The following is a 25,801-nucleotide window of genomic DNA, read 5'->3' on the forward strand; positions in this document are numbered from 1 at the left end:
GAGGACGTCATTCTCGGGCGGAGCGAAACTCCGACCCGGGAATCGCACCGCCGGAAGCCGCTGGTTTGCAGGATGCGCGGGGTCAAGCCCGAGCATGACGAGGCGGGCGGGCTTCAAGCTGCCTGTTGCGGCCTCGGGCCCACATAGACCGATTGCGGGCGGATCAGCTTGCCGCCGGCGATCTGCTCATGGGCATGGGCGAGCCACCCCGTGGTGCGGCCGAGCGCGAAGACGCAGGTGAAGGCTTCGGGCGGGAAACCCAACGCTTCGAGCAGAAGCGCCGTGTAGAACTCGACATTGGTTTCGAGCGTGCGGCCCGGCTTGCGCTCGCGCAGGATGGCGAGCGCCGCCTGCTCGACCGCCTCGGCGAGGGCGAGGCGGCCCGTATCGGCGCCGAGCTTGCGGATCGCTGCTTTCAGCGCGTCGGCTCGCGGATCGCGCACGCGATAGATGCGGTGGCCGAAGCCCATCAGCCGGTCGCCCCGGTCGAGCGCCTCTTCGAGCCAGGGCCGCGCATTCTCCGGTGCCCCGATCGCGTCGAGCATCTCGATGACCGGACCCGGCGCGCCGCCATGCAGCGGCCCCTTCAGCGCGCTGATCCCGGCCAGTACCGCCGAGGCGAGGCCGGCGCGGGTCGAGGCGACGACGCGGGCGGCGAAGGTCGAGGCGTTGAGGCCGTGATCGGCCACCGTGACGAGATAGGTATCGAGCGCCCTGGCCTGCTCCTGCGTCGGCGCGTTCCCGCCCAGCATGCGCAGCGTATCCGCCGCCTGCGTCAGGGACGGATCGGGAGCTATCGGGGACAGCCCCTTCGCGACGCGCAGCACGGCCGGCGTGAAGACGGCCGGAGCCGCCAGCAGCTTCAGCAGAGTGCCCGCATCCTCGCCGTCCGGGATCAGCGCGGTCAGCGCGCGCACCGCCTCGACTGGCCCGAGTTCGGCAGGCAGCCGGGCGCCCGACACCACCGCCTCGTACAGCGAGACACGCGCGGCGCCCAGCGCGGTCGGCAGCTCCTTCGGGCCCGGCAGCTCCGGCACGAAACCGGCCAGCATCAACGCGGCCATCTCCTCGAAACCGGTGTGGCCGGCCAACTCGTCCAGACTGCGGCCGCAGACGATCAGGCGCCCGGCTTGGCCGTCGACCTCGGACAGGACGGTGTGGGCTGCGACGACGTTTTCGAGGCCATCGGACATGGCTTGGTCTCCTCAACTGAACCGGCTTGAGGATCGTCATCGCATCCGCTAAAATCAATCTTGAACAATATAATCAATATATTCCGATGAGCGACTGGCTGACGGCATCGCAGGTGATGGAGCGGCTCGGATTGAAGCCGCAGACGCTCTACGCCTATGTCAGCCGCGGGCTGATCGAGGCGCGGGCGGATGGCGCAGACTCGCGGCGCCGGCTCTACCGCGCGGCCGATGTCGAGCGGCTGTTGCATCGCAAGGCGCGCGGCAGAAGGCCCGCGGCGATCGCCGAGGATGCGATCTCCTGGGGCGAGCCGGTCCTGGCCTCGGCCATCACCACGATCGCGCGCGGGCGGCTCTGGTATCGCGGAGAGGATGCCTCGCGGCTCGCGCAGACATCCAAGCTGGAGGACGTCGCCCGCCTGCTCTGGGATTGCGGAACGCAGCGCTTCCCACCACTGTTCACGCTGGTGCCGGACGGGCCGCCGCTCAGGCGCATCTTCGCGGTTCTGGGGGAGCGGGCTGCGAGCGACCCGGCCATGGCGGGGCGGACGAAGAAGGCGCTCTATCTCGAAGCGGCCTCCGTGCTGGATTGCCTGGTCGATGCCATTGCCGGGCGGCCCGGCCAAGGGCCCATCCACACCCGTCTGGCGGCCGCCTGGGGCTGCGACGATGCAGGAAGCGCGCTGGTCCGCCGGGCGCTGGTCCTGCTCGCGGATCACGAGCTCAACGCCTCCACCTTCGCGGTGCGGGTCACGGCCTCGACGCGTGCCTCGCTCGCAGCCTGCGTCACGGCCGGACTGGCCGCGCTGTCGGGTCCGCTCCATGGCGGCATGGCGCGGCGCGTGCTGGCCCTGATGCGGGAAGCCGAGCGCGAGGGGCTGGAGGCCGCGCTGGCCGAGCGCCTCGCGGCCGGCACACCCCTGCCTGGCTTTGGCCATCCGCTCTATCCGGATGGCGACCCGCGCGCGGCCGCCCTGCTCTCGGCCTTCGTGCCGCCGGCCGCCTATGCAGGCATGCGCGACACGGTGGCCGCACTCACGGGGGAGGAACCCAATATCGACTTCGCGCTGACGGCGATGGCCAGGCATCTCGCGCTTCCCGACGACGTCCCCTACCTGCTCTTCGCCGCGGCGCGCTGCACAGGCTGGATCGCCCATGCGCTGGAGCAGAACGAGACAGGGCGGCTGATCCGCCCTCGGGCGCGCTATACGGGACCGGAGCCCGGCTGAGACGCGCTCTCCCGCCCGAAAGCCGTCTCGCGCTGCTCGATATAGCCGCGCGTGATCGGCAGTCCGTCGAGTTTCCTGGCGAGCTGGAACTGGAAGACGACCAGATCGTCATGGCGGAAGCTCGCCTCACAGGCAGCAAGGTAGAATTCCCACATCCGGGCGAAGCGCTCGTCATACATCGCCACCGCATCGTCGCGGCGGTCGAGGAAGTTCTCGCGCCAGATTTTCAGCGTTTCGGCATAATGCAGGCGCAGCACCTCGACATCGGTGACGATCAGGCCCTCCTTCTCGATCGCCGCCGCCATCTCGGACATGGCCGGGATGTAGCCGCCCGGGAAGATGTACTTCGCGATGAAGGGGTTGGTGGCGCCAGGCGGGGTCGCGCGGCCGATCGTGTGGACCAGTGCCACGCCGTCCTCCGTCAGCAGCTCGCGGATCTTGCGGAAATACTCGCGATAGTAGCCGACGCCGACATGCTCGAACATGCCGACCGAGACGATGCGGTCGAAGCGCTCCGTCAGGTGCCGGTAGTCCTGCAGGCGAAACTCCACCGGCAGGCCGGACTCCCGGCCGCGCTGCTGCGCGATGGCAAGCTGCTCCTGCGAGAGCGTGATGCCCGTGACGGAGGCGCCCGCCTCGCCGGCGATGGAGAGCGCCATGCCGCCCCAGCCGCAGCCTATATCGAGCACGCGCTGGCCGGGTTGAAGATCGAGCTTGCCCATGATGTGGCGCTTCTTGGCGGCCTGCGCCTGCGCCAGCGTCATCTCCGGGCTGGCGAAATAGGCGCAGGAATACTGCATGTCGGGATCGAGAAAGAGCCGGAAGAAGTCGCTCTTCAGGTCGTAGTGATGCGCGACGTTGCGCCTCGCCAATGCAGGCGTGTTGTGCTGATGAAAGCGCCGGATCGCGGTGCGCAGGCCTTCGAGCGCCTTGCCCCAGCCTTGCGGCCGGGCCTTGTGGACGGCCGTCACCAGCGCATCGAGCAGGTCGTAGAGCGAGCCCTGCTCGACCACGACGCGCCCGTCCATCACCGCCTCGCCGAGCGCCAGTTCCGGATTGAGAGCGAGCTTGAGCTCGGTCGGCGTGTCGACGATGCGCATCCGCAGGCGCGGCACACTTCCCTGCCCGATCGACTGCGACGTGCCGTCCGGAAACACCACGTCGATGCGCGGCTCGATCGCGAGCCGCGACAGCATTCTTGCAACCAGTGAACGCATTGGCCCCACCCTTCGGCAGTGCCCCCTTGGCCTGCCAAAGATGGCGAGCAAAAGCCCGGCCGTAACGGCGGTTTCGCGCAATCCCGCCCTTCGCCTGCGGCATGACGGCGCAGACCACGTGGGCAATGCCGACCAATTCCGCATGACCCGCTCAACCTGCGGTCGATACGACCTCAGTGATCGGCGGCGAGGACCTCGGCGCGAATCTCCTCGACCAGACGCTCCTTCAGCGCGACGAATTCCGGCGTCGTCTTGATGGTGTAGGGCCGCGGATGGGGGAGGTCGACGGGGATGTCGGCCTTGATGCGGCCGGGGCGCGCGCTCATCACCACCACGCGAGAGCCGACGAAGATCGCCTCCTCGATGTCGTGGGTCACGAAGAGCACGGTCTTGCGCTCGCGCTCCCAGATCCCGAGGAGCATCTCCTGCATCAGGGCGCGGGTCTGGTTGTCGAGCGCACCGAAGGGCTCGTCGAGCAGCAGGATCTTGGGGTCGTTGGCGAGCGCGCGGGCGATCGCGGTGCGCTGCTGCATGCCGCCGGAAAGCTGCTTGGGGAAATGGTCGACGAAGCCGGAAAGCCCGACGCGGGCAGCCCAGTCACGCGCGATCGGCATCCGCTGCGCCTCCGGCACCCCCTTCTCGCGCAGGCCGAAGGCGATGTTCTGCTGCACCGTCAGCCAGGGGAAGAGCGTGTAGCTCTGGAAGACGAAGCCGCGATCGGCGCCGGGTCCGACAACCGGCGCGCCGTCGAGCAGGATGCGCCCCTCGCTCGCCGTCTCCAGCCCGCCGACGATCCGCAGCAAGGTCGACTTGCCGCAGCCGGACGGGCCAAGGATGGAGATGAAGTCGTTGTCGCCGACCGTCAGCGAGGTCGGCATCAGGGCGCGCGTCGGCTCGCCGCCGCGCTGGGCCGGGAAAAGCTTTCCGACGCTCTCGATCAACAGCTTGCTCACAGGCGCGCCCCGTTCATAGCCCTTGACCCGTTCATAGCCTTGCCCACGGGAACAGGCGCTGGTTGACCGCCTTGAAGAGGAAGTCGGAGATCAGGCCGATCAGCCCGATGACGATGATGCCGAAGATGATCTGGCCGGTGTTCAGCAGCGCCTGGCTGTCGGTGATCATGTGGCCGATGCCGGAGGAGGAGCCGATCAGCTCCGCGACGATGACATAGGTCCAGGCCCAGCCGAGCACGAGGCGGAAGATCTCGGCGATCTGCGGGGCGGCGTTCGGCAGCAGCACGCGGCGCACCACCGCTCGGTCGCTGGCGCCGAGCGTGTAGGCTGCGTCGACGAGGTCGCGCCGGACTCCGCCGACCGCCACCGCGATCATCAGGATGAGCTGGAAGACCGAACCGATGAAGATGACGAGCAGCTTCTGCGTCTCGCCGATGCCGGCCCAGAGGATCAGCAGCGGAATGAAGGCCGAGGCGGGCAGATAGCGCGCGAAGGAGACGAAGGGCTCAAGAAACGCCTCGACCGGCTTGTAGGCGCCCATCGCTATGCCGAGCGGCAGCGCCACCAGCGCCGCGAGGACGAAGCCGCCGAACACGCGCCAGATCGTCATCAGGATATCGAAGCCGAAGCCGTATTGCGTCATCAGCTTCCAGCCTTCGCCGACCATGGTCAGCGGGTCGGCCAGGAAGAGGCGCTGGACATAGCCGCCGAAGGTCGCGACGGCCCAGAGCGCGACGAACAATGCGAAGAAGGCGAGGCCGTAGCCGATGCGGGCCGGGGCAGAGACGGGTTGCAGAGGTCTCATCAAGGGCATCCACCGACGGCCGCAGCCATCTCTTTCCATGGTTCGGGCGACCAGAAGCCGGCGGCAGCGCCCGAGGTCGAGGGCAGGACGAAGACCGCGGCCTCGGCCACCGGACGGGATTGCGGGCCATAGTCAAGCGGCCCGAAGCCCAGGATCGCCTGCGCCGCACGCTTGCCGTTGAAGGCGAGGACACGGGGCCGGTGCGCGGCGATGCGCGCGTGCAGCCCGGCCGCATCGACATTTGCGAGGCGGAGCGCCGAGTCGGGGCCGGAGCTGTGCTTGGCGACATCGGTGAGGCCGATGCCGTAGCGCAGCACCTCGCGAAACTCCGCCGGCGCGAGCCGCCTCGGAGTCAGCCCGATCGCGTGCAGCACGGACCAGAACTTGTTGCCCGGCCCGGCATAGTACGCGCTGCGACGGGCGGAGGCGGCCCCGGCCTGCGTGCCGCAGAAGACGACCGACAGGCCGGGCGCGAGCACGTCGGGAAGGACGGCTGCGTCCGGCAGCGGCGCCGGCCTCACTTGCCCGCGACGAACTTCGTGTCGACCAGCGTCGCGAAATCGGGCTTCGCCTTGATCAGCCCCATCTCCAGAAGGAGATCCGCGGCCTTGGCGTTGAAGGCCTGCCAGTCGCCGGCGAAGAAGGCCTTGTTCCCCTCCGCATCCGACCAGCGCAGGAAGGCGGCCGACTTGCCGAACTCCTCGCCGCTCTGCTTCACATCGGCGCCCATGATGCCATAGGCCTTGGCCTGGTCGGCCTTGATCATGGCGATCGCCTCGAAATAGCTCTTGGTCAGGGCTGCGGCCGCCTTGTCGTCGGCGAGGAAGGCCGGGGTGCAGCCGAAGGTGTCCATGACCATCGGATAGTCGAGCGTGGTGGCAATGATCTTGCCGGCGTCCGGCTTGTCGCGCACCGCGGAAAGATAGGGCTCATAGGTCATGGCCGCGTCGTTCTGGCCGGCGATGAAGGCCTGCGCCGCGGGGCCGGGCTCCATGTTGACGACCTTGACGTCCTTCACGGACAGGCCGTTCTCCTTGAGGAACCAGGCCAGCGCGAAATAGGGCGAGGTGCCCGGCGCGGAGGCCGCGACCGTCTTGCCCTTCAGGTCCTTGATCGAGGCGATGTCCTTGCGCACGGCCATGCCGTCGGCGCCGTAGCTCTTGTCGAGCTGGAAGATCTGCCTGGTCTTGATCCCTGCCGCGTCCCAGACCAGCCAGGTCTCGACGGTGGTGGCCGCGCACTGGATGTCGCCCGAGGCGATGGCGAGGTGCCGGTCCTTCTGCGGGATCTTCTTGATCGTCACGTCGAGGCCGTTCTTGGCGAAGATGCCCGCTTCCTTGGCGAGCGTCAGCGGCGCGAAGCCGGTCCAGCCCGAAATGCCGATCGCGACCTTCGTCTGCGCCTGTGCAGCGCCCGCGGCGAAGAGCGCCGCCAGACCGAAAGCCGCCGCCGCGCCGGCGCGCTTGAACTCCATCATGGTCGAACCTTTCCCCTGCTTGGCGTCATCCGCCTGACCGAGAGGCACTTCAGCCTCGTTGCCCGGACGATGCAACCTTCGTTCCAAGGCAGGTTAAATGCATATGCAAAACGGTCAAGCGGGCCGATCACGGGAACGAGGGGCAGCCATGACATTCTCTCGTTTGACAGATTGCCCGCAATTTCCTCCCTTCAGGAACCCGAGGCGCAGCGCGTCTCTTCTCCAGCGTCATCGAGGTTCCCGGAATGAACGGCGCCGACCGCCTTTGCGACACCCTGCTGATCAACGGTGTCGATGTCTGCTTCGCCAATCCCGGCACGTCCGAGATGCACTTCGTCGCCGCGCTCGACCGCAAGCCACAGATGCGCTGCGTGCTCGGCCTGTTCGAGGGCGTGGTGACCGGCGCGGCCGACGGTTATGCCCGCATGGCCGACAAGCCGGCTGCGACGCTGCTGCATTGCGGGCCGGGCATGGCGAACGCGCTGGCCAACATGCACAACGCCCGCCGTGCCTGGACGCCGATGATCAACGTCGTCGGCGACCATGCGACCTATCACCTGCAGCACGACGCGCCGCTGACCAGCGACATCGAAAGCCTGGCACGGCCGATGTCGCATTTCGTGCGCCGGATCGATTCGGCGGAGGATGTCGGCCCGGCGATCGAGGAGGCCTATGTCGCCTCGCTGACCTTGCCCGGCGTCACCACCGTGATCCTGCCGGCCGACTGCGCCTGGAACAGCATCGAGCCGGCCACGCTCAAGCCCGCGACGCTGCCGGCGCTGAAGAGCGTCGATGGAGCGACGCTGCGCGAGGTCGCGGCCGGCCTGCGCAAGCATGGCAAGCGCGCGGCGATCATGCTGACCGGGTTGGCGCTGCGCGAGAAGCCGATGGAGATGGCGGCGCGTGTCTGCGCTGCGACCGGGGCGCAGATCTTCGCCCAGATGTCGAACGGGCGCATCCAGCGCGGCGTCGGGCGCGTCGCGATCCCGAAGGTGTATTATCCGATCGACAAGGCGCTCGAGCAGCTCAAGGACGTCGATTATCTCGTGCTCGTCGGGGCGCAGGTTCCGGTCGGGTTCTTTGCCTATCCCGGCAAGCCGGGGCGGCTCGTGCATGAGGGCTGCGAGGTCACGGCGCTGGCCAGGCCCGGCGACGACCTGCCGGCCGCGATCGACGCGCTGGCCGACGAGATCGGCGCAAAGAAGACGGCGCCGGTTTATATCGCTCCGCCCCGCGGCGAGATGCCCGGGCTCCCCACCGGTCCGCTCGACGCCGACAAGGCCTGCGCCATCGTCTCGACCCTGCTGCCCGAGAATTGCATCGTCGCCGACGAGTCCGTGTCGTCGGGGCGCATGTTCTATTTCGACTGCCACAGCGCGCCGCAGCACGACTATATCCAGCTCACCGGCGGGGCGATCGGCGAGGGCATTCCGCTCGCCATCGGCGCGGCGGTCGCCTGCCCCGACCGCAAGGTCGTCGCAATGCAGGCCGACGGCTCCGGCATGTACACGGTGCAGGGGCTCTGGACGCAGGCGCGCGAGAAGCTCGACATCGTCACCGTCATCTTCGCCAACCGGACCTACCAGATCCTGCATGGCGAGATGCGCGCGGTCGGCGTCAACGATTTCGGCCGCAACGCCACACTGATGCTCAACCTCGACGAGCCGGCGCTGGACTGGGTGCAGATGGCGCGCGGCATGGGCGTCGAGGCAGCGCGGGCCACGACGGCGGAGGAGTTCGCCGACCTGTTCAGGGCGGCCCTCGCCCGGAAGGGGCCGTTCCTGATCGAGGCGGTGATCTGAAAGCCCGTTCGACAAAAGGCCCTTCACCCGGGGACCCGGCCTCAGGTGGAGGGCGACATCGGCGCGAACGTCGAGGAAACTCTTCCCGTTGCACCTCGTCACCATCAATCTGTCGCAAGGACCCTGCCAGAGTCGCGGCTGATTTCGAGAAGGAGCGGAAAGCATGAACCGGGACGAGATCCTGAAGGCGCCGTCCATGCCCGTCTTCAGCCCGAGCTATCCGCATCCGCCGAACCGCTTCATCAAGCGGGAATATCTGATCATCACCTATGAGACCGACCCCGAGGTGATCCGGGCGGCCCTGCCCGAGCCGCTGGAACCGGCGCCCGGCAACCTCGTCTTCTACGAGTGGATGAAAATGCCGGATTCCTCCGGTTTCGGCGATTACGAGGAAAGCGGCACCGGCATCCGCGCAACCTACCAGGGCGAGCCCTGCAACTTCTCCGTCCAGATGTATCTCGACGACGAGCCGCCCATCACCGGCGGGCGCGAGATCTGGGGCTTCCCGAAAAAATACGGCGTGCCACGGCTCAAGGTCATGAAGGACACGCTGACCGGAACGCTGCACTATGACGGCGAGCGCGTGGCGATGGGCACGATGACATACAAGCACCGCAGCCTGGAGGACCAGCTCGACAAGGTGCGTGATGGAATCGGCGGGCTGAACGTCAATCTCAAGCTTCTGCCGGATGTCGACGGCTCGCCAAAGGTGGCGGAGCTGGTCGGCTATAACCTGACCGACATTACCGTTCATGGCGCATGGGAAGGCGAGGCCAGGCTGCACCTGATCCCGCACGTCAACTGCCGCGTCGCCGATTTCCCGGTGCGCCGGATCGTGAGCGCCCGCCACCAGGTCGTCGACTTCACCCTGCCCTTCGGCCGGGTGCTGCACGACTACCTGGCGGAGTGACGCCGCCCCCTACTCCGCGAACCCACCGAGGAACGCATCCAGGCAGTCGCCGATCGCCTCGATGGCGTAGCCGCCTTCCTGTACCACCAGCGTCGGCAGGCCGAGACCCTTCACCTGCCGCCCTATCGCGCCGAAATCGGCCGCATCGAGCTTGAGCACACCGATCGGGTCGTCCTTGTGGGCGTCATAGCCGAGCGCGACGACCAGGACCTCCGCTCCGAAATCGCGGATCGCCTTGCCGGCGCGGTCGATCGCGGCCTGCATCTCGGCGCCGCCGGCTCCGTGGGCGAGCGGCAGGTTGAGGTTGAAGCCCTCGCCCGGGCCGTTGCCGCGCTCGTCCTCATAGCCGGTATAGAAGGGATAGTAGTTCGTCGGGTCGGCGTGGACCGAGACCGTCAGCACGTCGTCGCGGCGGTAGAAGATCTGCTGCGTGCCGTCGCCGTGATGGGCGTCCACATCAAGGATCGCGACCTTGTTGAACGTAGAGCGCAGGCGCTGGGCCGCGATGGCGGTGTTATTCAGATAACAGAAGCCGCTGGCGCGGTCGGCGCGGGCGTGATGGCCGGAGGGCCGGCACAGCGAATAGACGGCGCGCTCGCCAGCCAGGATCGCATCCGCCGCCGTCACCGCCGTCTCGGCCGAGAGCAGCGTCGAATGCCAGCAATGCTCGCCGATCGGCACCGACATGTCGCCAAGATGCCAGCCGAGCTGGCCGATGAAGCCCGTCGGGCGGCAAGGCGGGCGCACATCCTCGTCCGGACGGCCGCTCCAATAGGGAAAGGTGCTGGGCCAGACCTCAGGGCCGCGCTCTGCAGGAAGCTCCTGCCATTTCGCCCAGGCCGTCTCGAGGAAGCGCACGAAGCCGGCATCGTGGATCGCGAGCACGGGGCCGGTGCCGTGTGCGGCCGGGCGCTCGGGGGTCACGCCGTGCTTTGCGAGAGCCGAGAGCAGGCGCGCGGTCCGTTCCGGCAGGTCCTTCGGCGCAACCACGGCGCCGAAGCGCAGATATTGCTTGGGATCGTGGAGGGCCTGGTCGGGGTGGTAGAAGGCGCGCATCGGCGGAACGTCCTTTCGGGCTGAGCCGCAGCGGCGGCATCGCGCCATCGTAGCGATACGTCCCATGATCGCCAGTAGCCGGACGCGGCCCGCCCTTGCGTTTGCCTTCGGTCAGCGAGGCGCGGGCGAGAGCAGAGCGACGAATTCCCTCGCCAGGGCATCGATGTCGTGGCGTTCCGGCCGATACCAGTCGACGGAGCCGTTCAGGGCGCCGAGCAGGAAATTCAGCAGCACGTCCGGCGCGCGCTGAGGGGGCAGGCCTCCCTGCTGCTGCAGTTCGGCCACCAGCCTGCGCCACACATCCTCATAGGAGCGGCGCATGGCGCGCACGCTTTCCGGCGCGGGCGCAGCGCCGAAATCAAAGACCTTGATGCTCGCCGAAGTGTAGTCGCCATGGCCGTGGAGCGCGGAGAGATGCCCGCGGACCGCCGCCTCCAGCCGCGCAGGCGGGGAAGCGCCTGCCGTTTCGGCAAGCGCGGCGAGGACGCCTTCGTGCACGAAACGCACGCCATCGTTGACCACCGCCTCGACGATCTCCTCCTTCGAGGCGAAGTGATAATAGAGGCTGGCCTTGCGGATTCCGACCGCCTCCGCGATCTCGCGCAAGGTCGTCCGGTGATAGCCGCCATTGCGGAGAAGGCGCGCGGCATGGTCGAGGATCAGCCGGCGGGAGCCGGTCTCGGTGTCACGCGATCCCCGTTCGGAAACATTCATCGCGCGTCATCCCGGACAAGCGGCCAAGGGCCGCGCCGATCCGGGATCCGTGCCTGAACCCTTGTCGGAAACGCTCCGGCCTGGATTGCGTGTCTCCGCTTCGCTGCGGCCGGGATGACGGCGCGTTTCTGGAGGAGGACGAGAGGGCCGGTCACAGCCGCTTCGCCACCTCTTCCAGCATGACCTCGGTGGCGCCGCCGCCGATGGACTGCACGCGGGCGTCGCGTGTCATGCGCTCGATTGCGCTCTCGCGCATGTAGCCCATGCCGCCATGGAACTGCAGGCAGTCATACATCACCTCGTTGACCAGCTCGCCGCAATAGGCCTTCACCATCGAGACCTCGCGGGTGGCATCGAAGCCCTGCGCGTCAAGCCAGGCGGCGTGATAAACGAGCTGGCGGCCGGCCTCGACCTTTCCGGCGAGCTCGGCGAGGCGCTGGCGGATGGCCTGTTTCTCCCAGAGCGGGGCGCCGAAGGCCTTCCGCGTCTTCACATAGTCCAGCGTCAGGTCGATCGCGGCCTGCGCCTCGCCCATGGCCATGGCGCCGATCACCGTGCGCTCGTTCTGGAAGTTGCTCATGATCGCGTAGAAGCCGCGCCCCTCCTGCCCGAGCAGGTTTTCGGCCGGCACGCGGCAATCGGCGAAGGAGAGTTCGGCGGTGTCCGACGAGCGCCAGCCATGCTTGTCGAGCGCGCGGGAGACGGTGAAGCCGGGCGTGCCTTTTTCCACCAGGAAGATCGAGACGGACTGCGAGGGCCTGGCTCCGGGATCGGTCTTCGCCGCGACGCAGTAGAGATCGGCATGGACGCCGTTGGTGATGAACATCTTGGCGCCGTTCAGCACATAGTGGTCGCCCTCGCGCCGCGCGGTGGTGCGGATGCCCTTCACGTCCGAGCCGGCGTCGGGCTCGGTGACGGCAACCGCGACGATCTTCTCGCCGGCGATGATCGCCGGCATGTAGGCATCCTTCTGCGCCTTCGAGCCGGCATGGGCGATATGGACCGAGGCCATGTCGGTGTGGACCAGCGCGGTGATCGCGACGCCGGAGAAGGTCGAGCGGCCGAGCTCCTCCGCCAGGATCACGGTCGCCAGCGTGTCCATCTCCGAGCCGCCATACTCCGCCGGGTAGCGGATGCCGAAGAAGCCGAGCTCGCCCATGCGGCGCAGCACGGCGCGGGGAACGAAGCCATCCTCCTCCCACTGCAGCGCATGCGGCTTGATCTCGGTCTCGACGAAGCGGCGGACCTGGTCGCGCAGCGCCTCGTGCTCCTCGGTGAAATAGGGCGAGCGCCGGGCGCCTTCGCCCGCAAGCTTTTCGACGGCCGACATGATGGCTTCCTCCTGCGCGACCAAGGCCCGCATGGCGAGCCACCTACCGGACGGTAGGTAAGTGGGTGGGCGAGATCAAGACCCGCATCGGGAAGCGGCACAGCGCGCGGGTCGCGCGCAAGGATCAGGGCTCCTTTTTGACCGGAGCGTTCCTCAGCTTTTGTTCACCATGGACCTGCCACCATGACGACGGGTTTGGCTCGGGCAGCCGGGCGGACGACAGGAAGGACATCATGTCATTGAAGACGATCACCCTGGCGGTGCTGGCGGGAGCGACGCTCCTTTCGGCGATTCCGGCCGGCGCGCAGTATTACGATCCGTATCGGCCGCGCTACGAATACGACCGGCCGCCGCCGCCGCGCTATGATGACGGCTATCGCCGGCCGCCGCGTTACGACGACGGTTACCGGCGTCCGCCTCCGCCGGACGATTATCGCTATGGCCCGCCCCGTGGGCCCCGGGGCGGAGGGATGTGCGTCACCAGCCGCGGCTCCTGCCCGACTCCGCCGATCCCGCGCGGCGCCCCTTGCCGTTGCGACATCCCCGGCTTCGGCGAGAAGCGCGGCATCGTCCAGTAATGCGACAGGGCGCCTGCCGCCTCAAAGGCGGCGGGCGCTTTCGCTCCCGAGGTAGCAGATGCCCTCGCCGGGCTTTGCCTTCGGATTCGGGAAGATGATGAAGCCGTCACGCGGCATCGCCACCATCGAGCCATCGGCACGGCGCGCAACCGGCGTGCCCTTGGCAACTCGGTCGCCGGTCCGCCAGGTGGTGCCTTCCAGACGATCGCCCTCCGCCTCGCAGATCACCAGATCGTCCATATGCACGACCGTTCGAGGCGCGGGCGCAGGCGCCGGCTCGTCGGTCAGGCCGAGATGGGCCAGCACATTGCGGATCGCGGCATAGCCGATATCGACCGAGGCCGGATCGTCGTGCCGCCCGCATTCCAGCGTCACGCCATAGCCACCGGCGAAGCGCATGAACTCCGTCGTGCCGAAGCCCTCGGTCACGGCAAGCCGCGGCAGGTTCAGCCGCTCGCGCGCCGCGATCAGCCGGACATAGATGTCGAGCCAGCCATGGATCATCAGATCGACGCCGAGGCAGCCGGCGAAGGCCATCTCGGCCTGCGCGTGGCGGAAGGGCTCCAGCGTACCGCGGTTGTCCTCCGGGCCGAAGAAGACGAAGGGCACGCCCTCCCCGCTGAAGGAATGGACGTCGAGCAGCATGTCGTGCTCGCGCAGGATGGCGGAGAGCCGGTTGCCGATGCGGTCCTCATTGTCGGCCGGCTGCGGCCTTTCCCGCAGGTCGCGGTTGAGGTTGCGGTCGCCCTCGCGCGTATCCTGCCGATAGGCCTTCGGATTGGCGACGGGCAGGAAAGTGACCTCCCCGCGCTGGATCGAAACGCGCCCCGCGCGGCAATCCTCGATCACCCTGGCGATCGCGTTCGGCCCGCAGGTCTCGTTGCCGTGGACCGCGCCCAGCACGAGGAGCTTCGGCCCCGCCTTCAGGCCGTGGAAGCGGATGGTTTCGAGCGGGGGATCGATCGGGTCTGAAATCTGCATCGGTCTTCTTCGGTCAGTGCGAGTCGGCAATAAGGCGAGGATGTCCCGGCATCCCCGGTCCGGCAAGGCGGCCTGGCGCAGTGCGGCAATGACCAGACGGTTCTTGGTGGAACCAACGCCGTCGGCGGCGCATTGGTCCGCCAGCCAATCCTGCGAGCCGCCGCCATGAGCGCTTCCCCTCCCAGCCCATCCCCGTCCATCGACCGCGCCGCCGAAAAGCTGGTCCGCGCCCTCGGCCCCGGCACCACGCGGCGAAGGCGGGCGGCAGCACCGGCAACGGAAAAACGCACAGCCACCAAACGACTGCGAAGGGCGCGCCCGGAGGACCTGACCATCACCCGCCTGCGCCATGGGCAGTCCTTCAGCTATCGCGACGCCGAAGGGGAAAAGGTGGCCGACGAGGAGACCCTCGCGCGGATTCGCTCCCTCGCCATTCCGCCGGCCTATCGGGACGTGCGGATTTCCGCCGATCCCCTGTCGCATCTCCAGGCCATCGGCCGCGACGACGCCGGGCGCATCCAGCATCGCTACCACCCCGATTGGGAGAAGGTGCGCGAACGGCGCAAGCTCAAGCGACTGGCGCAGCTCATCGCCGCCCTGCCGAAGCTGAGGGCCCAGATCGCCATCGATCTGCGCAGCCGAACCTTGGACAAGAACAAGGCCCTCGCCTGCGCCGCCGCCATCATCGACCGCTGCCATATCCGCGTCGGCAACGAGACCTACGCCAAGGCAAATGGCAGCCACGGCGCCTCGACCCTGCTGAAGCGGCATGTCACCCTTTCGGGTGCGCAAGTGTCGCTCCACTTCCGCGGCAAGAGCAGCAAGGAGATCGCCTGCTCGCTCAGCGACGCCGCGCTGGCGCGCGCGGTCAAGCGTATCGCCACCCTGCCCGGCCGCCGGCTGCTGCAATATCGCCGCGAGGATGGCAGCATCGCGCCGATCCATGCCGGCGAGATCAACGACTATCTGAAGCGGGTCAGCGGGCTGCCGATCAGCAGCAAGGATCTGCGCATGCTCGCCGCCAACGCCGCCGCGGCCGAGCTGCTGCTCGCCGCCGAGGAGGCCGTCAGCGAGACGGGGCGCAAGCGCCAGCTCGCCGACATCATGCGGCAGATTTCGGAGCGGCTGGCGAATACGCCGGCCGTGGTCCGCAAGAGCTATGTCCATGCAATCGTCGTCGACGCCTATGCCACCGGCCGGCTGCAGCGCAGCTATGCGCGGGTGCGGGCGAGCGGGCGCTGCTCCCGCATCGAGCGGGCGCTGGCGCTGCTCTCGGCATGATCGCGGAACAATGGCCGTCGCGGGCACTTGGTCCTTCAGCAGATCCGACAGAGGAGACCAACCCCATGGACCGCCCTGAGCAGAAGCGCGATGCCGCCCTCCCGCCGGCCGACGAAGCCGAGGCGCTGACTCCGTTTGAAGCCGGCATCGGGGCCGGCCCATCGGATGTCCAGCGCGTCAGCGACCGGACGAATGTCCACGACGCCGGCAGCGACGCCAACGACACCGAAGACGGGCTGACCGAAAGCGAGGAAGCCATCCGGCAGGCAGCCGAGGACGTTCCGACCGGCGCGGATCCTGCGGCTCCCCGCGACAGCATTCCCGTCTTCGACCGGGCCTCGCTGCCACCGAGAGTCTGACAGATTTGGTTGCGCGGTGGCCCTGAACCGGCATGCCGCGGCCGGCGCCCTGACGATGCGAATGCGGACCCGGCGGTCCGCATTCGCACATCCGGCCTCGATTCCACTTGACTTCCAAAAGAGCCGGCAAGATCGGCATCGATCTCCCAACATACTGAAATCGTTTTGTAAATTATTTATCGAGTTGTCCGGAACCCGCTCCGCTGCTTCGGCGTTCCCCCGGCGCCAAACCATCGTGATGGAGTGGGATATGGACGAAGACAGAATCAAGCGGATCGCCAGGGCGATGTGCCGGGCGGCCCGGCTCGATCCGGACAAGCCGGCCGAGAAGGTCGGCGCGTTCAGAATCTCGATGCAGGCCCCGGACTTCGAAGGCCCGCAGCCGGCCTGGATGCTGTTCCGGCAGGAGGCGGCGCGCTTCGCCGCGCTGAACCGCGAGGTCGTGCAGTCGCTGTGAGCAGCAGCAGGAAGCGGTCACCCGCAGCATGCGGCGGTGGCCATGCAAAGGCCCGGCACTCCCCATGGAGGCCGGGCCTTTCTTCATCAGGCTGCCAGGGACCGCCGCATCATGCGGTCCAGCACGTCGTCGATCCGGCGCTCCCGCATCTGCGCGACGTTGAAGCGCATGAAGCCCGCCGCATTCTGCGCCGCGCTGAAGACGTTCCCCGGCGCGAGCACGACGCCCTCCGCCAAAGCGAGGCGCGACAATTCGGCCGAATCGACGCCGTCCGGGAGGCGGCACCACAGATAGAAGCCGCCCCGCGGCATCAGCCAGGGCCGGATGCCGAGCGCCTCGAGCCGGCCGGCGACGTCATGCCGGGCCTGGACCAGCCGCCTCCTCACCTCATGGAGATGCCTGCGGTAGCCGCCGCCCGCCAGCAGGTCCTCGACGAGACGGGCCGCGAGCGGACCGGGGCCGCCGAAGCTGGTCGCAATCTGGAGATCGACGAGTTGCTCGACGAGGTCGGCTCGGGCCGCGACATAGCCGCAGCGCACCGAGGCGGAGAGCGTCTTGGAGAAACTGCCGATGCGGATGACGCGATCCAGACCGTCCAGTGTTGCCATCCGCGCGGAGGGCTCCGGCTCGAAATCGGCAAAGATCTCATCCTCGACGATCATCATCTCATGGGCCGCCGCGATGCCGAGCACGCGGTGTGCGGCCTGCGGCGACAGCGTCGCGCCGGTGGGGTTATGCAGCGCCGAATTGGTCAGATAGAGCCGCGGCCGCTCGGCCTCGACCACGGCCGCGAAGGCGGCAAGATCGGGACCTGTCGGCGTGTAGGGGGCGCTGACGACCCGCAGACGGTGCGCCCGCAACAGGGCCTGGAAATTGAAGTAGCAGGGATCGTCGATGAGGACGGTCTCGCCTGGACGCAGCAGCAGCCGGCAGACTAGATCGACCGCCTGCGTTCCCGAGCCGGTGAGGGTCAACTGCTCCGGCGCGACCGCGAGCCCCTCCTCCGCGAAGCGGGCCAGGAGCAGCGCCCGCAGTGCAAGCGAGCCGCGCGTATTGCCGTAATCGACCAGCACCGCATCGTCGGCCTTGGCCAGCCTGCGCAGGCCGCGGCGCAGCTTTTCGCCCGGCATCCATTCCGCCGGCAGCCAGCCGCAGCCCGGCTTCAGCGTCTCTTCCGCCGCATCGAGGGACTGGCGCGACACCCAGAACGGATCGACGGCCTGCTCGCGCGGGCTGCCCGCCTGAGCGAGAATCAGGGGTTGGGGACTGCGCGCGGCGAGATAGTAGCCGGCCCCGGGCCTCGCCCGCACGAACCCTTCCGCGACGAGCCGCTCATAGGCTTCGGCCACCGTCGAAGGCGAGAGCTCGAGCGTCGCGGCCAGGCGGCGGATCGAGGGCAGGCGCTCTCCACCCGGCAGCCCGCGCCCGGCGGCGCGAGCCCGTATCGCAGCCATCGCCGTCTCGGTCCGCCCACCCTGCGCCCTCGCCATGCCACTCTCCACCGTATGGCGCTGTGTTACCATACAGTTTGGCATCACCGTACTGAAGTGTACCTAGCGCATTCTCGCCGTCCAACGCAAAAAGGGGCAGGAAGCGAGGCAAAATGGCTTGGTCGGGCAAGGGATGGGGCAGCGGGCTCCTCGGCGTCGTCATCTTCAGCGGGTCGCTGCCGGCCACGCGGCTGGCGGTCGCCGGATTCTCGCCCCTGTTCCTGACCTCGGCGCGGGCCGTGATCGCGGCGCTCCTGGGCGGCGCCTGCCTTCTTCTGCTGCGCCAGACGATGCCGAGGCGCACCGACCTGATCCCGCTTGCGATCGTCTCGCTGGGTGTCGTGATCGGCTTCCCGCTGCTGACCGCGCTGGCGCTGCAGCACATCACGGCGGCGCGCTCGATCGTCTTCATCGGCCTGCTGCCGCTCTCGACTGCCCTGTTCGGCGTGCTGCGCGGCGGCGAGCGGCCCAAGCCCGCCTTCTGGCTGTTCTCGGTCCTGGGCAGCGCCACGGTGGCCGGCTTCGCGCTCGCCCATAGCGAGGCGGGCTCGCTCGGCGGCGACCTGCTGATGATCGGCGCGGTCCTGCTCTGCGGGCTGGGCTATGCGGAGGGGGCGGCACTCTCCCGGCGGCTGGGCGGCTGGCAGGTGATCTCATGGGCCCTGCTGCTGTCGCTGCCGGCGATGGCGGCGCTGGCCCTGCTGCAATGGCCGAACTCGTGGAGCGGGGTCGGCACGCCGGCCTGGCTCGGGCTCGCCTATGTCTCGGTGTTCAGCATGCTGGTCGGCTTCGTGTTCTGGTATCGGGGCCTCGCGCTCGGCGGCATCGCCGGAGTCGGGCAGCTCCAGTTGCTGCAGCCCTTCCTCGGGCTGCTGCTTGCCGCGCTCATCCTGCACGAGCCGGTTGCCTGGACGATGATCGCGGCGACCGGCGTCGTGGTGCTGAGCGTGGCCGGGGCGAAGCGCTTCGCCTGAGCCTGCCCGTCCTCAGCCCGGATGCTTGTGGATCGGATCGACCCAATAAACCGATTCCGGTTTCTCGACCGGATCGACATCGGTGATGTTGACCACCACCGCCTCGTTGTCCGAGCGCACGAGGACGCATTCCAGCACCTCGTCGGGCTTGGCGTTGATCTCCTGATGCGGGACATAGGGCGGGACATAGATGAAGTCGCCCGGCCCGGCCTCGGCGACGAATTCGAGCCGCTCGCCCCAGCGCAGCCGCGCCCGGCCGCGCACGACATAGATCACGCTCTCCAGCGCGCCGTGATGGTGCACGCCGGTCTTGGCGTCCGGCTCGATCGAGACCGTGCCGGCCCAGATCTTCTGCGCGCCGACGCGGGCATGATTGATCGCCGCCTGCCGGAACATGCCCGGCGTCTGCGCCGTATTGGGGTCGAGCTGGTCGCCCTTGATGACGCGCACGCCGTCATGTTTCCAGCGCGGCTCGCCATCGTGATGGTGATGGAGATGGCCTTCGCCATCATGCGAGTGCCCGTCATTGCCGCCACACATCGGTCGTCTCCCGGTTCGGCCGACATTCTCGTCCGATCGGCGCGGTTGGCAACCCTCGGCGAAGGCCGGCAGCCAAGCCTGTCGGCCCCGAAGACGTTCGCTCGCCGTGCAGCACCGCGGCAGGCGGGAGCAGCGGCGGGCCAACGAAAAAGCCGCCCCAATCGGAGCGGCGTTGAACCCTGGCGCAGAGAAAATGGTGCGCTTGAGGGAGCCCCGATTTCTTCATAACTGTATGCTTGTAAATGCTTTCATTGTTCATTCATCGGCCCGGCACCAACGATACTACCAACAAAACCGATGACTGCTCCGGGTAATATGCGCATATCGGCGGTCGAAGCGGCCCTTCCCAGCGTTGGAGCAGTTGCTCTGCCGTGAACGAGCCGAATGACGATGCGCTCGGGCCTATGCCTTTCAACTCCGTCAGCTCTGCCGCTGGCTTGGAGCCGGTTCCCCGACCTTAAACGAGGCTTCACTAGTTGTCCGGTTTGATGCCTCGGCACTAGTTCAAGGACCGCGACGCGATGGCCACCGAGCACCTGATCCCCGCCGACCTCTGGGACAAGTACGAAATCAAGGAATGGCGGAATGCGACCGGCGTCCTGACGACCGCTTGCCCCAGGGAATGGGAGGATGTTGTTGACGTGTTGCGAGGCTTCAAGCTCCTCGCGTCGGAGATCCGGGTCGGCGGTGGCAACCGCTCCCTGATCAGTCAGCGCATCGACAAACCTCTGTATGCCAAGGGCTGGGTCGAGAAGAAATTCGAGACCGCGATCGAGGTGGACAAGGCGAGGATCGAAAGCCCGACGCACGCGGTCGACTGCTTCAAAGGCGGAGTGGCTGTCGAGATGGAGTGGAACAATAAGGACCCATTCTTCGATAGGGACCTCAACAATTTCCGCCTTCTGTTCGATCTCAGAGCGATCCAGGTCGGCATCCTGATAACGCGTTCCTGGGACCTGCAGGCTGTCTTCAAAAGGATTGGAAAGGGCTCCTCCTATGGAAAGCCCACAACACACCATGGCAAACTTTGGCCGAAGGTAGAGGGCGGTGGCGGTGGCGGTTGTCCGGTGCTGACGTTTGCCATCAAACCATCGCTGTTCGTCGATGACGGCGAACAGGCATACCTCGATCTCAAGAAGCAGCAGGATGATGCCAAGGCAGCAAAGGCCGCTTCGGAGAAAGCCCGTAAAAAGGCAGGCCTGCCTGTCGAAGAAGATGACGAGGACGAAGAAGCCTAATCGGCGACGCGAACCTGAGAGTGGTTGGCGTACGTCTTCCACGTCGGCTCATAGGTCTCGTCGGCCTGATTGCCCCAGACCGTCCAGCCCTTGCGGACGCCGCGGCCGAACATCTCAAGGTAGGGACCGGGCGAGCATGACTCAATGAGCTTGTATTGCTCGTCGGGCTTGCGTGAGTGCTCCCGCTTCATAGTCTGAATCATATTGACCTGCGTGCGGCCAGGCCGGAGCGTACGGGCGTTTTTTCCCCTCACCCCGAACAGCAGAAGCTCGGTCACGTTGCGGAAATAGAAGCCGACGCCGCGGCCATCGGAACCGCCATCCTTACGGATCTTGTGCCAGACGACGTTCGCTTTGTATTGGAATCCCCACGCCTTCATGACGTCAAGACCGTCGGGGAGAAGCGCGTTTGGAACCCAAAGATAGAGATGGGCCGTGACCTCGGCGACGTCGGCGACAGGGAGCTTCTTGATGTCGTCGAGCGTCATCGTCCCGTAGCGGTTGAGACGCTTATGCTCGGGGGCGACCTTGCCGGTGGAATTCTGGAACCGCCATGGCGGGTCTGCCATGATCGTGCTGAAAAACTCGCCGTTTGTCATTGCGAGAAGGTCCGCCGATGGGTCGCTCTGGTGAATTTTGTCCAGCACAATTCCGCTCCACATCAAGTGATTCGTGTCTAGCATCGGAGGTGGGGGCTGTCCCTGGCTTTCCCATCACAACAAAAAACATTCCGCTGCGACCGGCTGAAGCGGGCGAAAGTCAGGGCCCCGTAATGGCCTTCGTTCGCAAGCTTTAGGCAGCGACGTTGTTAAGAAATCCGTTCCCCGGTACCCCTGCCATCAAGTGGTGTGCCATCATCGGGACAGCCTTCCAAGCCGGCCGATCAGCACCGCAAGATGCGCGTTCATCCGGTCCTCGGCTTGGTTCAATTGGGCTTTCCAATGATCGTAGGTCTTCCAGCGCATCCATTTCGGCTTCGGAACCCAACATGGATCGTCGCCTTTCAGCTTCTTGAACAGGATGCGGTTTCGGCGATCCAAAGTGCGATTCATTGCGCTGGAAGCGCGCTGCGAGCGATAGGCCACACGGCGATAACGGTCGCGAGCATGAAATCCTGCGCCGCCAAGGGAATAGAGCTTTGCCGCGCGCGAGCCGGTTGCAGGGCAGATTGCAAACCAGCGCTCGCCGCCGAAGCGGCAGGGTTCGGCCTCCAGCCGGAAGCTCTGATCGAAGGGCACGCCGTTGCATCGATATGTAAGTGCGAGACTCCCAGATGACTCTCCTTCCAGTGTGACGGTGGCGCGAATCCATCCCACGGGCTCGCCATCGCGGCTCCAGCTCCAGCGGAAGGGGCCGCGATAGCCCTTCCCCGCGAGCACAACGCGATGCACGTCCAGTCTCAGTCCATCGTCGACAACTGGCCATGCCATCTCAGCTTACCGAAATTTCTTGGCTAACCCACATTTCAATCAATCGACCGTCACGCGCAGGTTCGCGGGCTTCCTTAGGCAGGACGTAGCTATAGGTGTGTCGAGCTTGCCGAGCTGCCGGGCGGCGCGGCCGACAATTTCACGTGTCGTCAGTGGCTTGCCGGCTTCACGGCGTAACGCGGCGTATCGTGCTGCGGCGGTTGAAGCGAGCCGTTGACGGCTCTGAATTGAGCCGTTGACGGCTTCGACTTCAGCCCTTGGATCGGATGCGGCTGCCAACGCAGAAAGTCCTTTCCTGCTGGCATGCCCGGTTCCTCTGGAAATGCCGTCAGCGCATAGACCGAAGCCCGCCTCGCTTTTGGGCCTCGGATGCGCCCGACCCGGACGACGCGCAGCCATCCGCGATCGACTAAGTCGGCTAGCGCCTTGCTCGCGGTGTTCCGGGCGCAGGCCACCAGCATCGTTGCCGAGCGGTCGCTGATCTCGAAAGCGTTCGGCTCCAACGGTCGATACCGCGTCAATAAGTTGACCAGCAGTGCCTGCGCCACGGGCGTCAGCGTCGTCCAGGCGGGAATGCTCATCCAGGCGAAATAGATGCGCGCATGCGGTCTGTCCGTCGGCCGGGGCATGATACTGCCGCGCGCTCACGTCACGCCGCCCGCTTGTCATCGGCGGTCTGCGAAAGCGCATCGATATAGCGCTGGATTTCACTTGCGCGGACAAAACTGCGCCGGCCATTGCGGACAATCGCCAAGCGGCCTGCGGAGACTTCCTGATAGCCGCGCGTCAACCGTAAGCCGGCGAGCGTGAATGCGTCACGAATGGGATAGAGGCGGTCAATGGTGTTCATGAGATTTCGGACCCTTATGAATTCGCCTGATTTCGTCAGCGACCGGAATCTCGCATCTCATAGGGCGGCGCGTAACCGCCGCCACCGACTTGTCCGCAACTGGTGCCTCAAATGTTTGTTTTTGTTGACAGAAACCGCCTAAAACTTGTCGGCGAAGGAACCAGCCTGCGATTCTCCCTCAGCCACACCGACATATGATAGATCGCGGCCCTTCTGTCGCTCAAAAGGAAACTGGGATCGCAGCTCAGTGCTGTATACGCTTCTTCCAAGTCTTTCGTGGCCCGACCCGGCTTTACCCAGCGGTTTCCGTATTCAAATTGAGACTTTATAAGCTCAACGTCGGCCATGTTTTTTTTGATATTGTCTCTCAGCCAGCCTTGGTCCCGAAAGACCCTCCGCTGCTTCATCTTTCTAGCTGGCTTTCATGGCGACGATTTTGGCTCCATCCCGCCAGGCGTCCAATTGATCCGCCCACCAAGCGGCCATAGTCACGCGCTCTCGCCAATGCTCGCCGCGCGCATACGCCCGACGAACCGCATCGGGGTCTTGGTGCGCCAGCGCCCGCTCTATCGCGTCCGAGCTGAAACGGCCGCTTTCGTTCAGCAACGTCGAGGCAGCAGCGCGGAAGCCGTGCGAAGACATATCATCCTGCCCGTAACCCATGCGGCGCAGCGCACCATTCAGGGTGTTTTCCGATATTGGACGTTGCTCCACCGTTCGTCCTTCACCACCGCTGGTGCCATATCCCGGAAACACCAGCTTGCCGCCTCCGGTGATCTCTCGCAATTCGGACAGGATCGCCAACGCCTGCGGTGGCAATGGCACGCGATGCTCTTTCCGCATTTTCATTCGCGCGGAAGGGATCGTCCAAAGGGCATTCTCCAGATCGATTTCCCGCCATTCGGCAAATCGAAGTTCGCCAGGGCGCGGGAACAGATAGGCCATCAATTTCAGAGCGGCGACGGTTGAAGGTTGCCCCTGAAAGCTGGCAATGGCTCGCATCAAGCCACCAAGCTGAACCGGATCGGTGATTGCGGCGCGATGCTTCACCACCGGGGCAGATATGGCGCCTCGCAACGCGGAAGTTGGATCGCCACTGGCACGCGCGGTGGCGACGCCATAGCGAAACACTTCGCCGATAACAGCGCGCAGGCGTTTGGCGGTTTCCAGCCTGCCCTTGCGCTCGACCTTCTTCAAAACGTCGAGAATCTCCGGCGCGCTGATTTCGGTGATCGGTCGATGGCCAATGCTCTCGTTGGCGAGGCCATGCAGCCATTCGAGCTTGGCGAGAGTGTTGACGGCTTTTTGCTCGCGCCGCTTTTTCTCCAGCACTTCGTTGGCGACCAGGGCGAAGGTTGTCGCGCTGCTTGTTGTCGCCGCCCGCTTGTCCAAGCGCTTCTGTTCAGATGGATCACGATCGGCCGCGAGCAAGGCGCGAGCGGCCTTCCGGCGGTCGCGAGCGTCAGCGAGGCTCAATTCTGGATAAGAGCCCAGCGCCATGAGCTTCTGCTTGCCACCAAAGCGATAGGCGAAGCGCCACAGCTTGGAACCAGTCGGCATGATCCAGAGCTGAAGCCCTTCGCCGTCCGAACGTTTGACGATTCCAGCGCCCGGCTTCGCGTTCATGATCGTCGCGTTGGTCAGGGGCATGTTGGTATCCCGCTTCCAAGGCCGCGATGCATACCAACATTGATACCAACGCACTCGCTGGTTGTTGGCGAACGCGGCCGGACGCCAACGAAAGGATTCTCGCCGAAAACACCCAAAAAGCAATAAAAAACCGCCCGTTTCCGAGCGGCTGCGAACGTCTACGAAAAGAGGAATGGTGCCGCTTGAGGGATTCGAACCCCCGACCCCCTCATTACGAATGAGGTGCTCTACCAGCTGAGCTAAAGCGGCGACGCCGGCAGCCTCTACCAGCACTGCCGATTCTTGGCAAGGCGAACAATTCCCGGCGAGGCGATGTCGCGCTTTCGCCGGCTGCCCGTCAGGGTTTGCGCAGCTTCTCCGTCTCGGGCTTCTCCTGGCCGAGGGCGACGATGCCGCGGCGGATAGCCCGCGTGCGGGTGAAGTGCTTGTGCAGCGTCTCGCCGTCGCCATAGCGGATGGCGCGGGTGAGGATGGCGAGATCCTCGTTGAAGCGCCCGAGCATCTCCAGCACCGCCTCCTTGTTGTGGAGGAAGACGTCGCGCCACATCGTCGGATCGGATGCGGCGATGCGGGTGAAGTCGCGGAAGCCGCCGGCGGAGAACTTGATCACCTCGGACTGCGTCACCGCCTCGAGATCCTCGGCCGTGCCGACGATATTGTAGGCGATGAGATGCGGCAGGTGGCTGGTCACCGCGAGCACGAGGTCATGATGCTGGGCGCCCATCACCTCGACGATGGCGCCCATGCCCTCCCAGAGCTGGCGCGTCTTCGCGACGGCCGCCGGGTCGGTGCCGTCCGGCGGGGTCAGGATGCACCAGCGGTTGAGAAAGAGGCTGGGGAAGCCGGCATCCGGCCCCGAATTCTCGGTGCCGGCCACCGGATGAGCCGGCACGAAGAAGACGCCTTCGGGCAGATGCGGCGTCACGGCATCGACGACCGACGCCTTGACGGAGCCGACATCCGAGAGGATGGCGCCGGGCTTCAGATCGGCCGCGATCTCGGCCGCGACCTCGCCGCAGGCGCCGACCGGCACGCAGAGGATGACGTGGTCGGCGTCGCGTGCCGCCTCGGCGGCCGTCTCGGCGACGATATGGCCAAGGCCGAGCTCGCGGGCGCGCTGCCGCGCGGCCTCGTCCCGATCGGCCAGCACGATGGCGCCGGCGAGGTTCAGCTCCTTCGCGGCGCGCGCGATCGAGGAGCCGATCAAACCAACCCCGATGATGGCGAGGCGGGCGAAGACGGGCTCGGCCCGACGCGGCGCGAAACTCTCCGGAGCGGACATCAGCGCCT

27 protein-coding genes and 1 tRNA gene are annotated in these 25,801 nt (G+C 66.4%); 9 read left to right on the top strand and 19 right to left on the bottom strand.

What is annotated here, in order from left to right:
- Window positions 1-113: 113 nt before the first annotated feature.
- Window positions 114-1,193 (bottom strand): citrate synthase/methylcitrate synthase, encoded by a 1,080-nt coding sequence (locus BW981_RS04370; protein WP_076436473.1) that lies wholly within the window; start codon window positions 1,191-1,193, stop codon window positions 114-116.
- A gap of 86 nt (window positions 1,194-1,279) precedes the next feature.
- On the opposite strand from BW981_RS04370, the gene BW981_RS04375 reads away from it, so the two are divergent.
- Window positions 1,280-2,419, top strand: a complete 1,140-nt coding sequence (locus BW981_RS04375) for a citrate synthase family protein (RefSeq protein ID WP_076436475.1) — start codon at window positions 1,280-1,282, stop codon at window positions 2,417-2,419.
- On the opposite strand, the gene BW981_RS04380 is transcribed toward BW981_RS04375, so the two are convergent.
- From BW981_RS04380 to BW981_RS04400, 5 genes are all read right to left on the bottom strand, one after another.
- The gene (locus tag BW981_RS04380; protein ID WP_280174174.1) at window positions 2,395-3,615 is read right to left on the bottom strand and encodes a cyclopropane-fatty-acyl-phospholipid synthase family protein; all 1,221 of its coding nucleotides are present in this window, start codon (window positions 3,613-3,615) and stop codon (window positions 2,395-2,397) included. The two genes, BW981_RS04375 and BW981_RS04380, sit on opposite strands and share 25 nt — an antisense overlap.
- 194 nt (window positions 3,616-3,809) lie before the next feature.
- On the bottom strand, window positions 3,810-4,589 hold the full coding sequence (locus BW981_RS04385; protein ID WP_076436479.1) for an ABC transporter ATP-binding protein: 780 nt from the start codon (window positions 4,587-4,589) through the stop codon (window positions 3,810-3,812).
- A 31-nt stretch (window positions 4,590-4,620) separates the two neighbouring features.
- Window positions 4,621-5,394, bottom strand: coding sequence for an ABC transporter permease (locus BW981_RS04390; protein WP_076436481.1), 774 nt, complete (start codon window positions 5,392-5,394; stop codon window positions 4,621-4,623).
- On the bottom strand, window positions 5,394-5,915 hold the full coding sequence (locus BW981_RS04395; protein WP_076436483.1) for a mismatch-specific DNA-glycosylase: 522 nt from the start codon (window positions 5,913-5,915) through the stop codon (window positions 5,394-5,396). The genes BW981_RS04390 and BW981_RS04395 overlap by 1 nt, the downstream gene beginning before the upstream one ends.
- Complete coding sequence (locus BW981_RS04400) at window positions 5,912-6,868, bottom strand: ABC transporter substrate-binding protein (RefSeq protein ID WP_083712183.1); 957 nt, start codon at window positions 6,866-6,868, stop codon at window positions 5,912-5,914. Before BW981_RS04400 ends, BW981_RS04395 begins: the two co-directional genes overlap by 4 nt.
- A gap of 248 nt (window positions 6,869-7,116) precedes the next feature.
- On the opposite strand from BW981_RS04400, the gene BW981_RS04405 reads away from it, so the two are divergent.
- Window positions 7,117-8,673: an acetolactate synthase large subunit gene (locus BW981_RS04405; RefSeq protein ID WP_076436485.1), complete on the top strand. Its 1,557-nt coding sequence runs from the start codon at window positions 7,117-7,119 to the stop codon at window positions 8,671-8,673.
- 163 nt (window positions 8,674-8,836) lie between these two features.
- Window positions 8,837-9,583 carry an acetoacetate decarboxylase gene (locus BW981_RS04410; protein ID WP_076436487.1) on the top strand — a complete coding sequence of 249 codons (747 nt, stop codon included), beginning with the start codon at window positions 8,837-8,839 and terminating at the stop codon, window positions 9,581-9,583.
- Window positions 9,584-9,592: 9 nt separating this feature from the next.
- Here BW981_RS04410 and BW981_RS04415 read toward each other — a convergent pair whose 3' ends face one another.
- The 3 genes from BW981_RS04415 to BW981_RS04425 form a co-directional block, all read right to left on the bottom strand.
- Window positions 9,593-10,639: a histone deacetylase family protein gene (locus BW981_RS04415; protein ID WP_076436488.1), complete on the bottom strand. Its 1,047-nt coding sequence runs from the start codon at window positions 10,637-10,639 to the stop codon at window positions 9,593-9,595.
- Window positions 10,640-10,750: 111 nt separating this feature from the next.
- The gene (locus tag BW981_RS04420) at window positions 10,751-11,353 is read right to left on the bottom strand and encodes a TetR/AcrR family transcriptional regulator (RefSeq protein ID WP_076436490.1); all 603 of its coding nucleotides are present in this window, start codon (window positions 11,351-11,353) and stop codon (window positions 10,751-10,753) included.
- A gap of 151 nt (window positions 11,354-11,504) precedes the next feature.
- Window positions 11,505-12,683: an acyl-CoA dehydrogenase family protein gene (locus BW981_RS04425; RefSeq protein ID WP_076436853.1), complete on the bottom strand. Its 1,179-nt coding sequence runs from the start codon at window positions 12,681-12,683 to the stop codon at window positions 11,505-11,507.
- A gap of 239 nt (window positions 12,684-12,922) precedes the next feature.
- Here BW981_RS04425 and BW981_RS04430 point away from each other — a divergent pair, with 239 nt between their 5' ends.
- On the top strand, window positions 12,923-13,261 hold the full coding sequence (locus tag BW981_RS04430) for a hypothetical protein (RefSeq protein ID WP_175624045.1): 339 nt from the start codon (window positions 12,923-12,925) through the stop codon (window positions 13,259-13,261).
- A gap of 21 nt (window positions 13,262-13,282) precedes the next feature.
- Here the strand turns inward: BW981_RS04430 and BW981_RS04435 are convergent, their stop codons facing one another.
- The gene (locus BW981_RS04435) at window positions 13,283-14,242 is read right to left on the bottom strand and encodes a succinylglutamate desuccinylase/aspartoacylase family protein (protein WP_083712138.1); all 960 of its coding nucleotides are present in this window, start codon (window positions 14,240-14,242) and stop codon (window positions 13,283-13,285) included.
- 165 nt (window positions 14,243-14,407) lie between these two features.
- Between BW981_RS04435 and BW981_RS04440 the strand changes: the two genes are divergently transcribed.
- The 3 genes from BW981_RS04440 to BW981_RS04450 all read left to right on the top strand — a co-directional run bounded on the left by BW981_RS04440 (window position 14,408) and on the right by BW981_RS04450 (window position 16,339).
- Window positions 14,408-15,523: a DNA topoisomerase IB gene (locus tag BW981_RS04440; RefSeq protein ID WP_076436491.1), complete on the top strand. Its 1,116-nt coding sequence runs from the start codon at window positions 14,408-14,410 to the stop codon at window positions 15,521-15,523.
- A 65-nt stretch (window positions 15,524-15,588) separates the two neighbouring features.
- The gene (locus BW981_RS04445; protein ID WP_076436493.1) at window positions 15,589-15,882 is read left to right on the top strand and encodes a hypothetical protein; all 294 of its coding nucleotides are present in this window, start codon (window positions 15,589-15,591) and stop codon (window positions 15,880-15,882) included.
- Between the two features lie 250 nt (window positions 15,883-16,132).
- Window positions 16,133-16,339, top strand: coding sequence for a hypothetical protein (locus BW981_RS04450; RefSeq protein ID WP_076436495.1), 207 nt, complete (start codon window positions 16,133-16,135; stop codon window positions 16,337-16,339).
- A gap of 86 nt (window positions 16,340-16,425) precedes the next feature.
- Here BW981_RS04450 and BW981_RS04455 read toward each other — a convergent pair whose 3' ends face one another.
- Window positions 16,426-17,829: an aminotransferase-like domain-containing protein gene (locus BW981_RS04455; protein WP_076436497.1), complete on the bottom strand. Its 1,404-nt coding sequence runs from the start codon at window positions 17,827-17,829 to the stop codon at window positions 16,426-16,428.
- Between the two features lie 113 nt (window positions 17,830-17,942).
- Here BW981_RS04455 and BW981_RS04460 point away from each other — a divergent pair, with 113 nt between their 5' ends.
- The gene (locus tag BW981_RS04460) at window positions 17,943-18,803 is read left to right on the top strand and encodes a DMT family transporter (RefSeq protein ID WP_076436499.1); all 861 of its coding nucleotides are present in this window, start codon (window positions 17,943-17,945) and stop codon (window positions 18,801-18,803) included.
- 12 nt (window positions 18,804-18,815) lie between these two features.
- Here BW981_RS04460 and BW981_RS04465 read toward each other — a convergent pair whose 3' ends face one another.
- Window positions 18,816-19,343, bottom strand: coding sequence for a cupin domain-containing protein (locus BW981_RS04465; protein ID WP_076436500.1), 528 nt, complete (start codon window positions 19,341-19,343; stop codon window positions 18,816-18,818).
- A 521-nt stretch (window positions 19,344-19,864) separates the two neighbouring features.
- Between BW981_RS04465 and BW981_RS04470 the strand changes: the two genes are divergently transcribed.
- Window positions 19,865-20,581: a BglII/BstYI family type II restriction endonuclease gene (locus tag BW981_RS04470; RefSeq protein ID WP_076436502.1), complete on the top strand. Its 717-nt coding sequence runs from the start codon at window positions 19,865-19,867 to the stop codon at window positions 20,579-20,581.
- On the opposite strand, the gene BW981_RS04475 is transcribed toward BW981_RS04470, so the two are convergent.
- The 7 genes from BW981_RS04475 to BW981_RS04500 form a co-directional block, all read right to left on the bottom strand.
- Window positions 20,578-21,228: an MT-A70 family methyltransferase gene (locus BW981_RS04475; RefSeq protein ID WP_244560208.1), complete on the bottom strand. Its 651-nt coding sequence runs from the start codon at window positions 21,226-21,228 to the stop codon at window positions 20,578-20,580. The genes BW981_RS04470 and BW981_RS04475 overlap by 4 nt on opposite strands.
- A gap of 207 nt (window positions 21,229-21,435) precedes the next feature.
- Window positions 21,436-21,972 (bottom strand): hypothetical protein, encoded by a 537-nt coding sequence (locus tag BW981_RS04480; RefSeq protein ID WP_139333604.1) that lies wholly within the window; start codon window positions 21,970-21,972, stop codon window positions 21,436-21,438.
- Window positions 21,973-22,160: 188 nt separating this feature from the next.
- The gene (locus BW981_RS22450) at window positions 22,161-22,640 is read right to left on the bottom strand and encodes a hypothetical protein (RefSeq protein WP_139333605.1); all 480 of its coding nucleotides are present in this window, start codon (window positions 22,638-22,640) and stop codon (window positions 22,161-22,163) included.
- A gap of 20 nt (window positions 22,641-22,660) precedes the next feature.
- Window positions 22,661-22,861: a hypothetical protein gene (locus BW981_RS04485; RefSeq protein ID WP_076436507.1), complete on the bottom strand. Its 201-nt coding sequence runs from the start codon at window positions 22,859-22,861 to the stop codon at window positions 22,661-22,663.
- Between the two features lie 411 nt (window positions 22,862-23,272).
- Window positions 23,273-24,511: a tyrosine-type recombinase/integrase gene (locus tag BW981_RS04490; RefSeq protein ID WP_076436509.1), complete on the bottom strand. Its 1,239-nt coding sequence runs from the start codon at window positions 24,509-24,511 to the stop codon at window positions 23,273-23,275.
- A gap of 173 nt (window positions 24,512-24,684) precedes the next feature.
- Window positions 24,685-24,760, bottom strand: a tRNA-Thr gene (locus BW981_RS04495).
- A gap of 88 nt (window positions 24,761-24,848) precedes the next feature.
- On the bottom strand, window positions 24,849-25,793 hold the full coding sequence (locus BW981_RS04500; protein WP_076436511.1) for a prephenate/arogenate dehydrogenase family protein: 945 nt from the start codon (window positions 25,791-25,793) through the stop codon (window positions 24,849-24,851).
- Window positions 25,794-25,801 lie beyond the last annotated feature (8 nt).

Origin of the sequence: Allobosea sp. TND4EK4 (assembly GCF_900156025.1) — a bacterium.
Classification (GTDB): Bacteria; Pseudomonadota; Alphaproteobacteria; order Rhizobiales; family Beijerinckiaceae; genus Allobosea.

Coding starts and splice junctions, on each gene's coding strand:
- BW981_RS04370 (WP_076436473.1), bottom strand. CDS start 1,193: ATGTCCGATGGCCTCGAAAACGTCGTCGCAGCCCACACCGTCCTGTCC.
- BW981_RS04375 (WP_076436475.1), top strand. CDS start 1,280: ATGAGCGACTGGCTGACGGCATCGCAGGTGATGGAGCGGCTCGGATTG.
- BW981_RS04380 (WP_280174174.1), bottom strand. CDS start 3,615: ATGCTGTCGCGGCTCGCGATCGAGCCGCGCATCGACGTGGTGTTTCCG.
- BW981_RS04390 (WP_076436481.1), bottom strand. CDS start 5,394: ATGAGACCTCTGCAACCCGTCTCTGCCCCGGCCCGCATCGGCTACGGC.
- BW981_RS04400 (WP_083712183.1), bottom strand. CDS start 6,868: ATGGAGTTCAAGCGCGCCGGCGCGGCGGCGGCTTTCGGTCTGGCGGCG.
- BW981_RS04405 (WP_076436485.1), top strand. CDS start 7,117: ATGAACGGCGCCGACCGCCTTTGCGACACCCTGCTGATCAACGGTGTC.
- BW981_RS04410 (WP_076436487.1), top strand. CDS start 8,837: ATGAACCGGGACGAGATCCTGAAGGCGCCGTCCATGCCCGTCTTCAGC.
- BW981_RS04415 (WP_076436488.1), bottom strand. CDS start 10,639: ATGCGCGCCTTCTACCACCCCGACCAGGCCCTCCACGATCCCAAGCAA.
- BW981_RS04420 (WP_076436490.1), bottom strand. CDS start 11,353: ATGAATGTTTCCGAACGGGGATCGCGTGACACCGAGACCGGCTCCCGC.
- BW981_RS04425 (WP_076436853.1), bottom strand. CDS start 12,683: ATGTCGGCCGTCGAAAAGCTTGCGGGCGAAGGCGCCCGGCGCTCGCCC.
- BW981_RS04435 (WP_083712138.1), bottom strand. CDS start 14,242: ATGCAGATTTCAGACCCGATCGATCCCCCGCTCGAAACCATCCGCTTC.
- BW981_RS04440 (WP_076436491.1), top strand. CDS start 14,408: ATGAGCGCTTCCCCTCCCAGCCCATCCCCGTCCATCGACCGCGCCGCC.
- BW981_RS04445 (WP_076436493.1), top strand. CDS start 15,589: ATGGACCGCCCTGAGCAGAAGCGCGATGCCGCCCTCCCGCCGGCCGAC.
- BW981_RS04450 (WP_076436495.1), top strand. CDS start 16,133: ATGGACGAAGACAGAATCAAGCGGATCGCCAGGGCGATGTGCCGGGCG.
- BW981_RS04455 (WP_076436497.1), bottom strand. CDS start 17,829: ATGGCGAGGGCGCAGGGTGGGCGGACCGAGACGGCGATGGCTGCGATA.
- BW981_RS04460 (WP_076436499.1), top strand. CDS start 17,943: ATGGCTTGGTCGGGCAAGGGATGGGGCAGCGGGCTCCTCGGCGTCGTC.
- BW981_RS04465 (WP_076436500.1), bottom strand. CDS start 19,343: ATGTGTGGCGGCAATGACGGGCACTCGCATGATGGCGAAGGCCATCTC.
- BW981_RS04470 (WP_076436502.1), top strand. CDS start 19,865: ATGGCCACCGAGCACCTGATCCCCGCCGACCTCTGGGACAAGTACGAA.
- BW981_RS22450 (WP_139333605.1), bottom strand. CDS start 22,640: ATGCCCCGGCCGACGGACAGACCGCATGCGCGCATCTATTTCGCCTGG.
- BW981_RS04485 (WP_076436507.1), bottom strand. CDS start 22,861: ATGAACACCATTGACCGCCTCTATCCCATTCGTGACGCATTCACGCTC.
- BW981_RS04490 (WP_076436509.1), bottom strand. CDS start 24,511: ATGCCCCTGACCAACGCGACGATCATGAACGCGAAGCCGGGCGCTGGA.
- BW981_RS04500 (WP_076436511.1), bottom strand. CDS start 25,793: ATGTCCGCTCCGGAGAGTTTCGCGCCGCGTCGGGCCGAGCCCGTCTTC.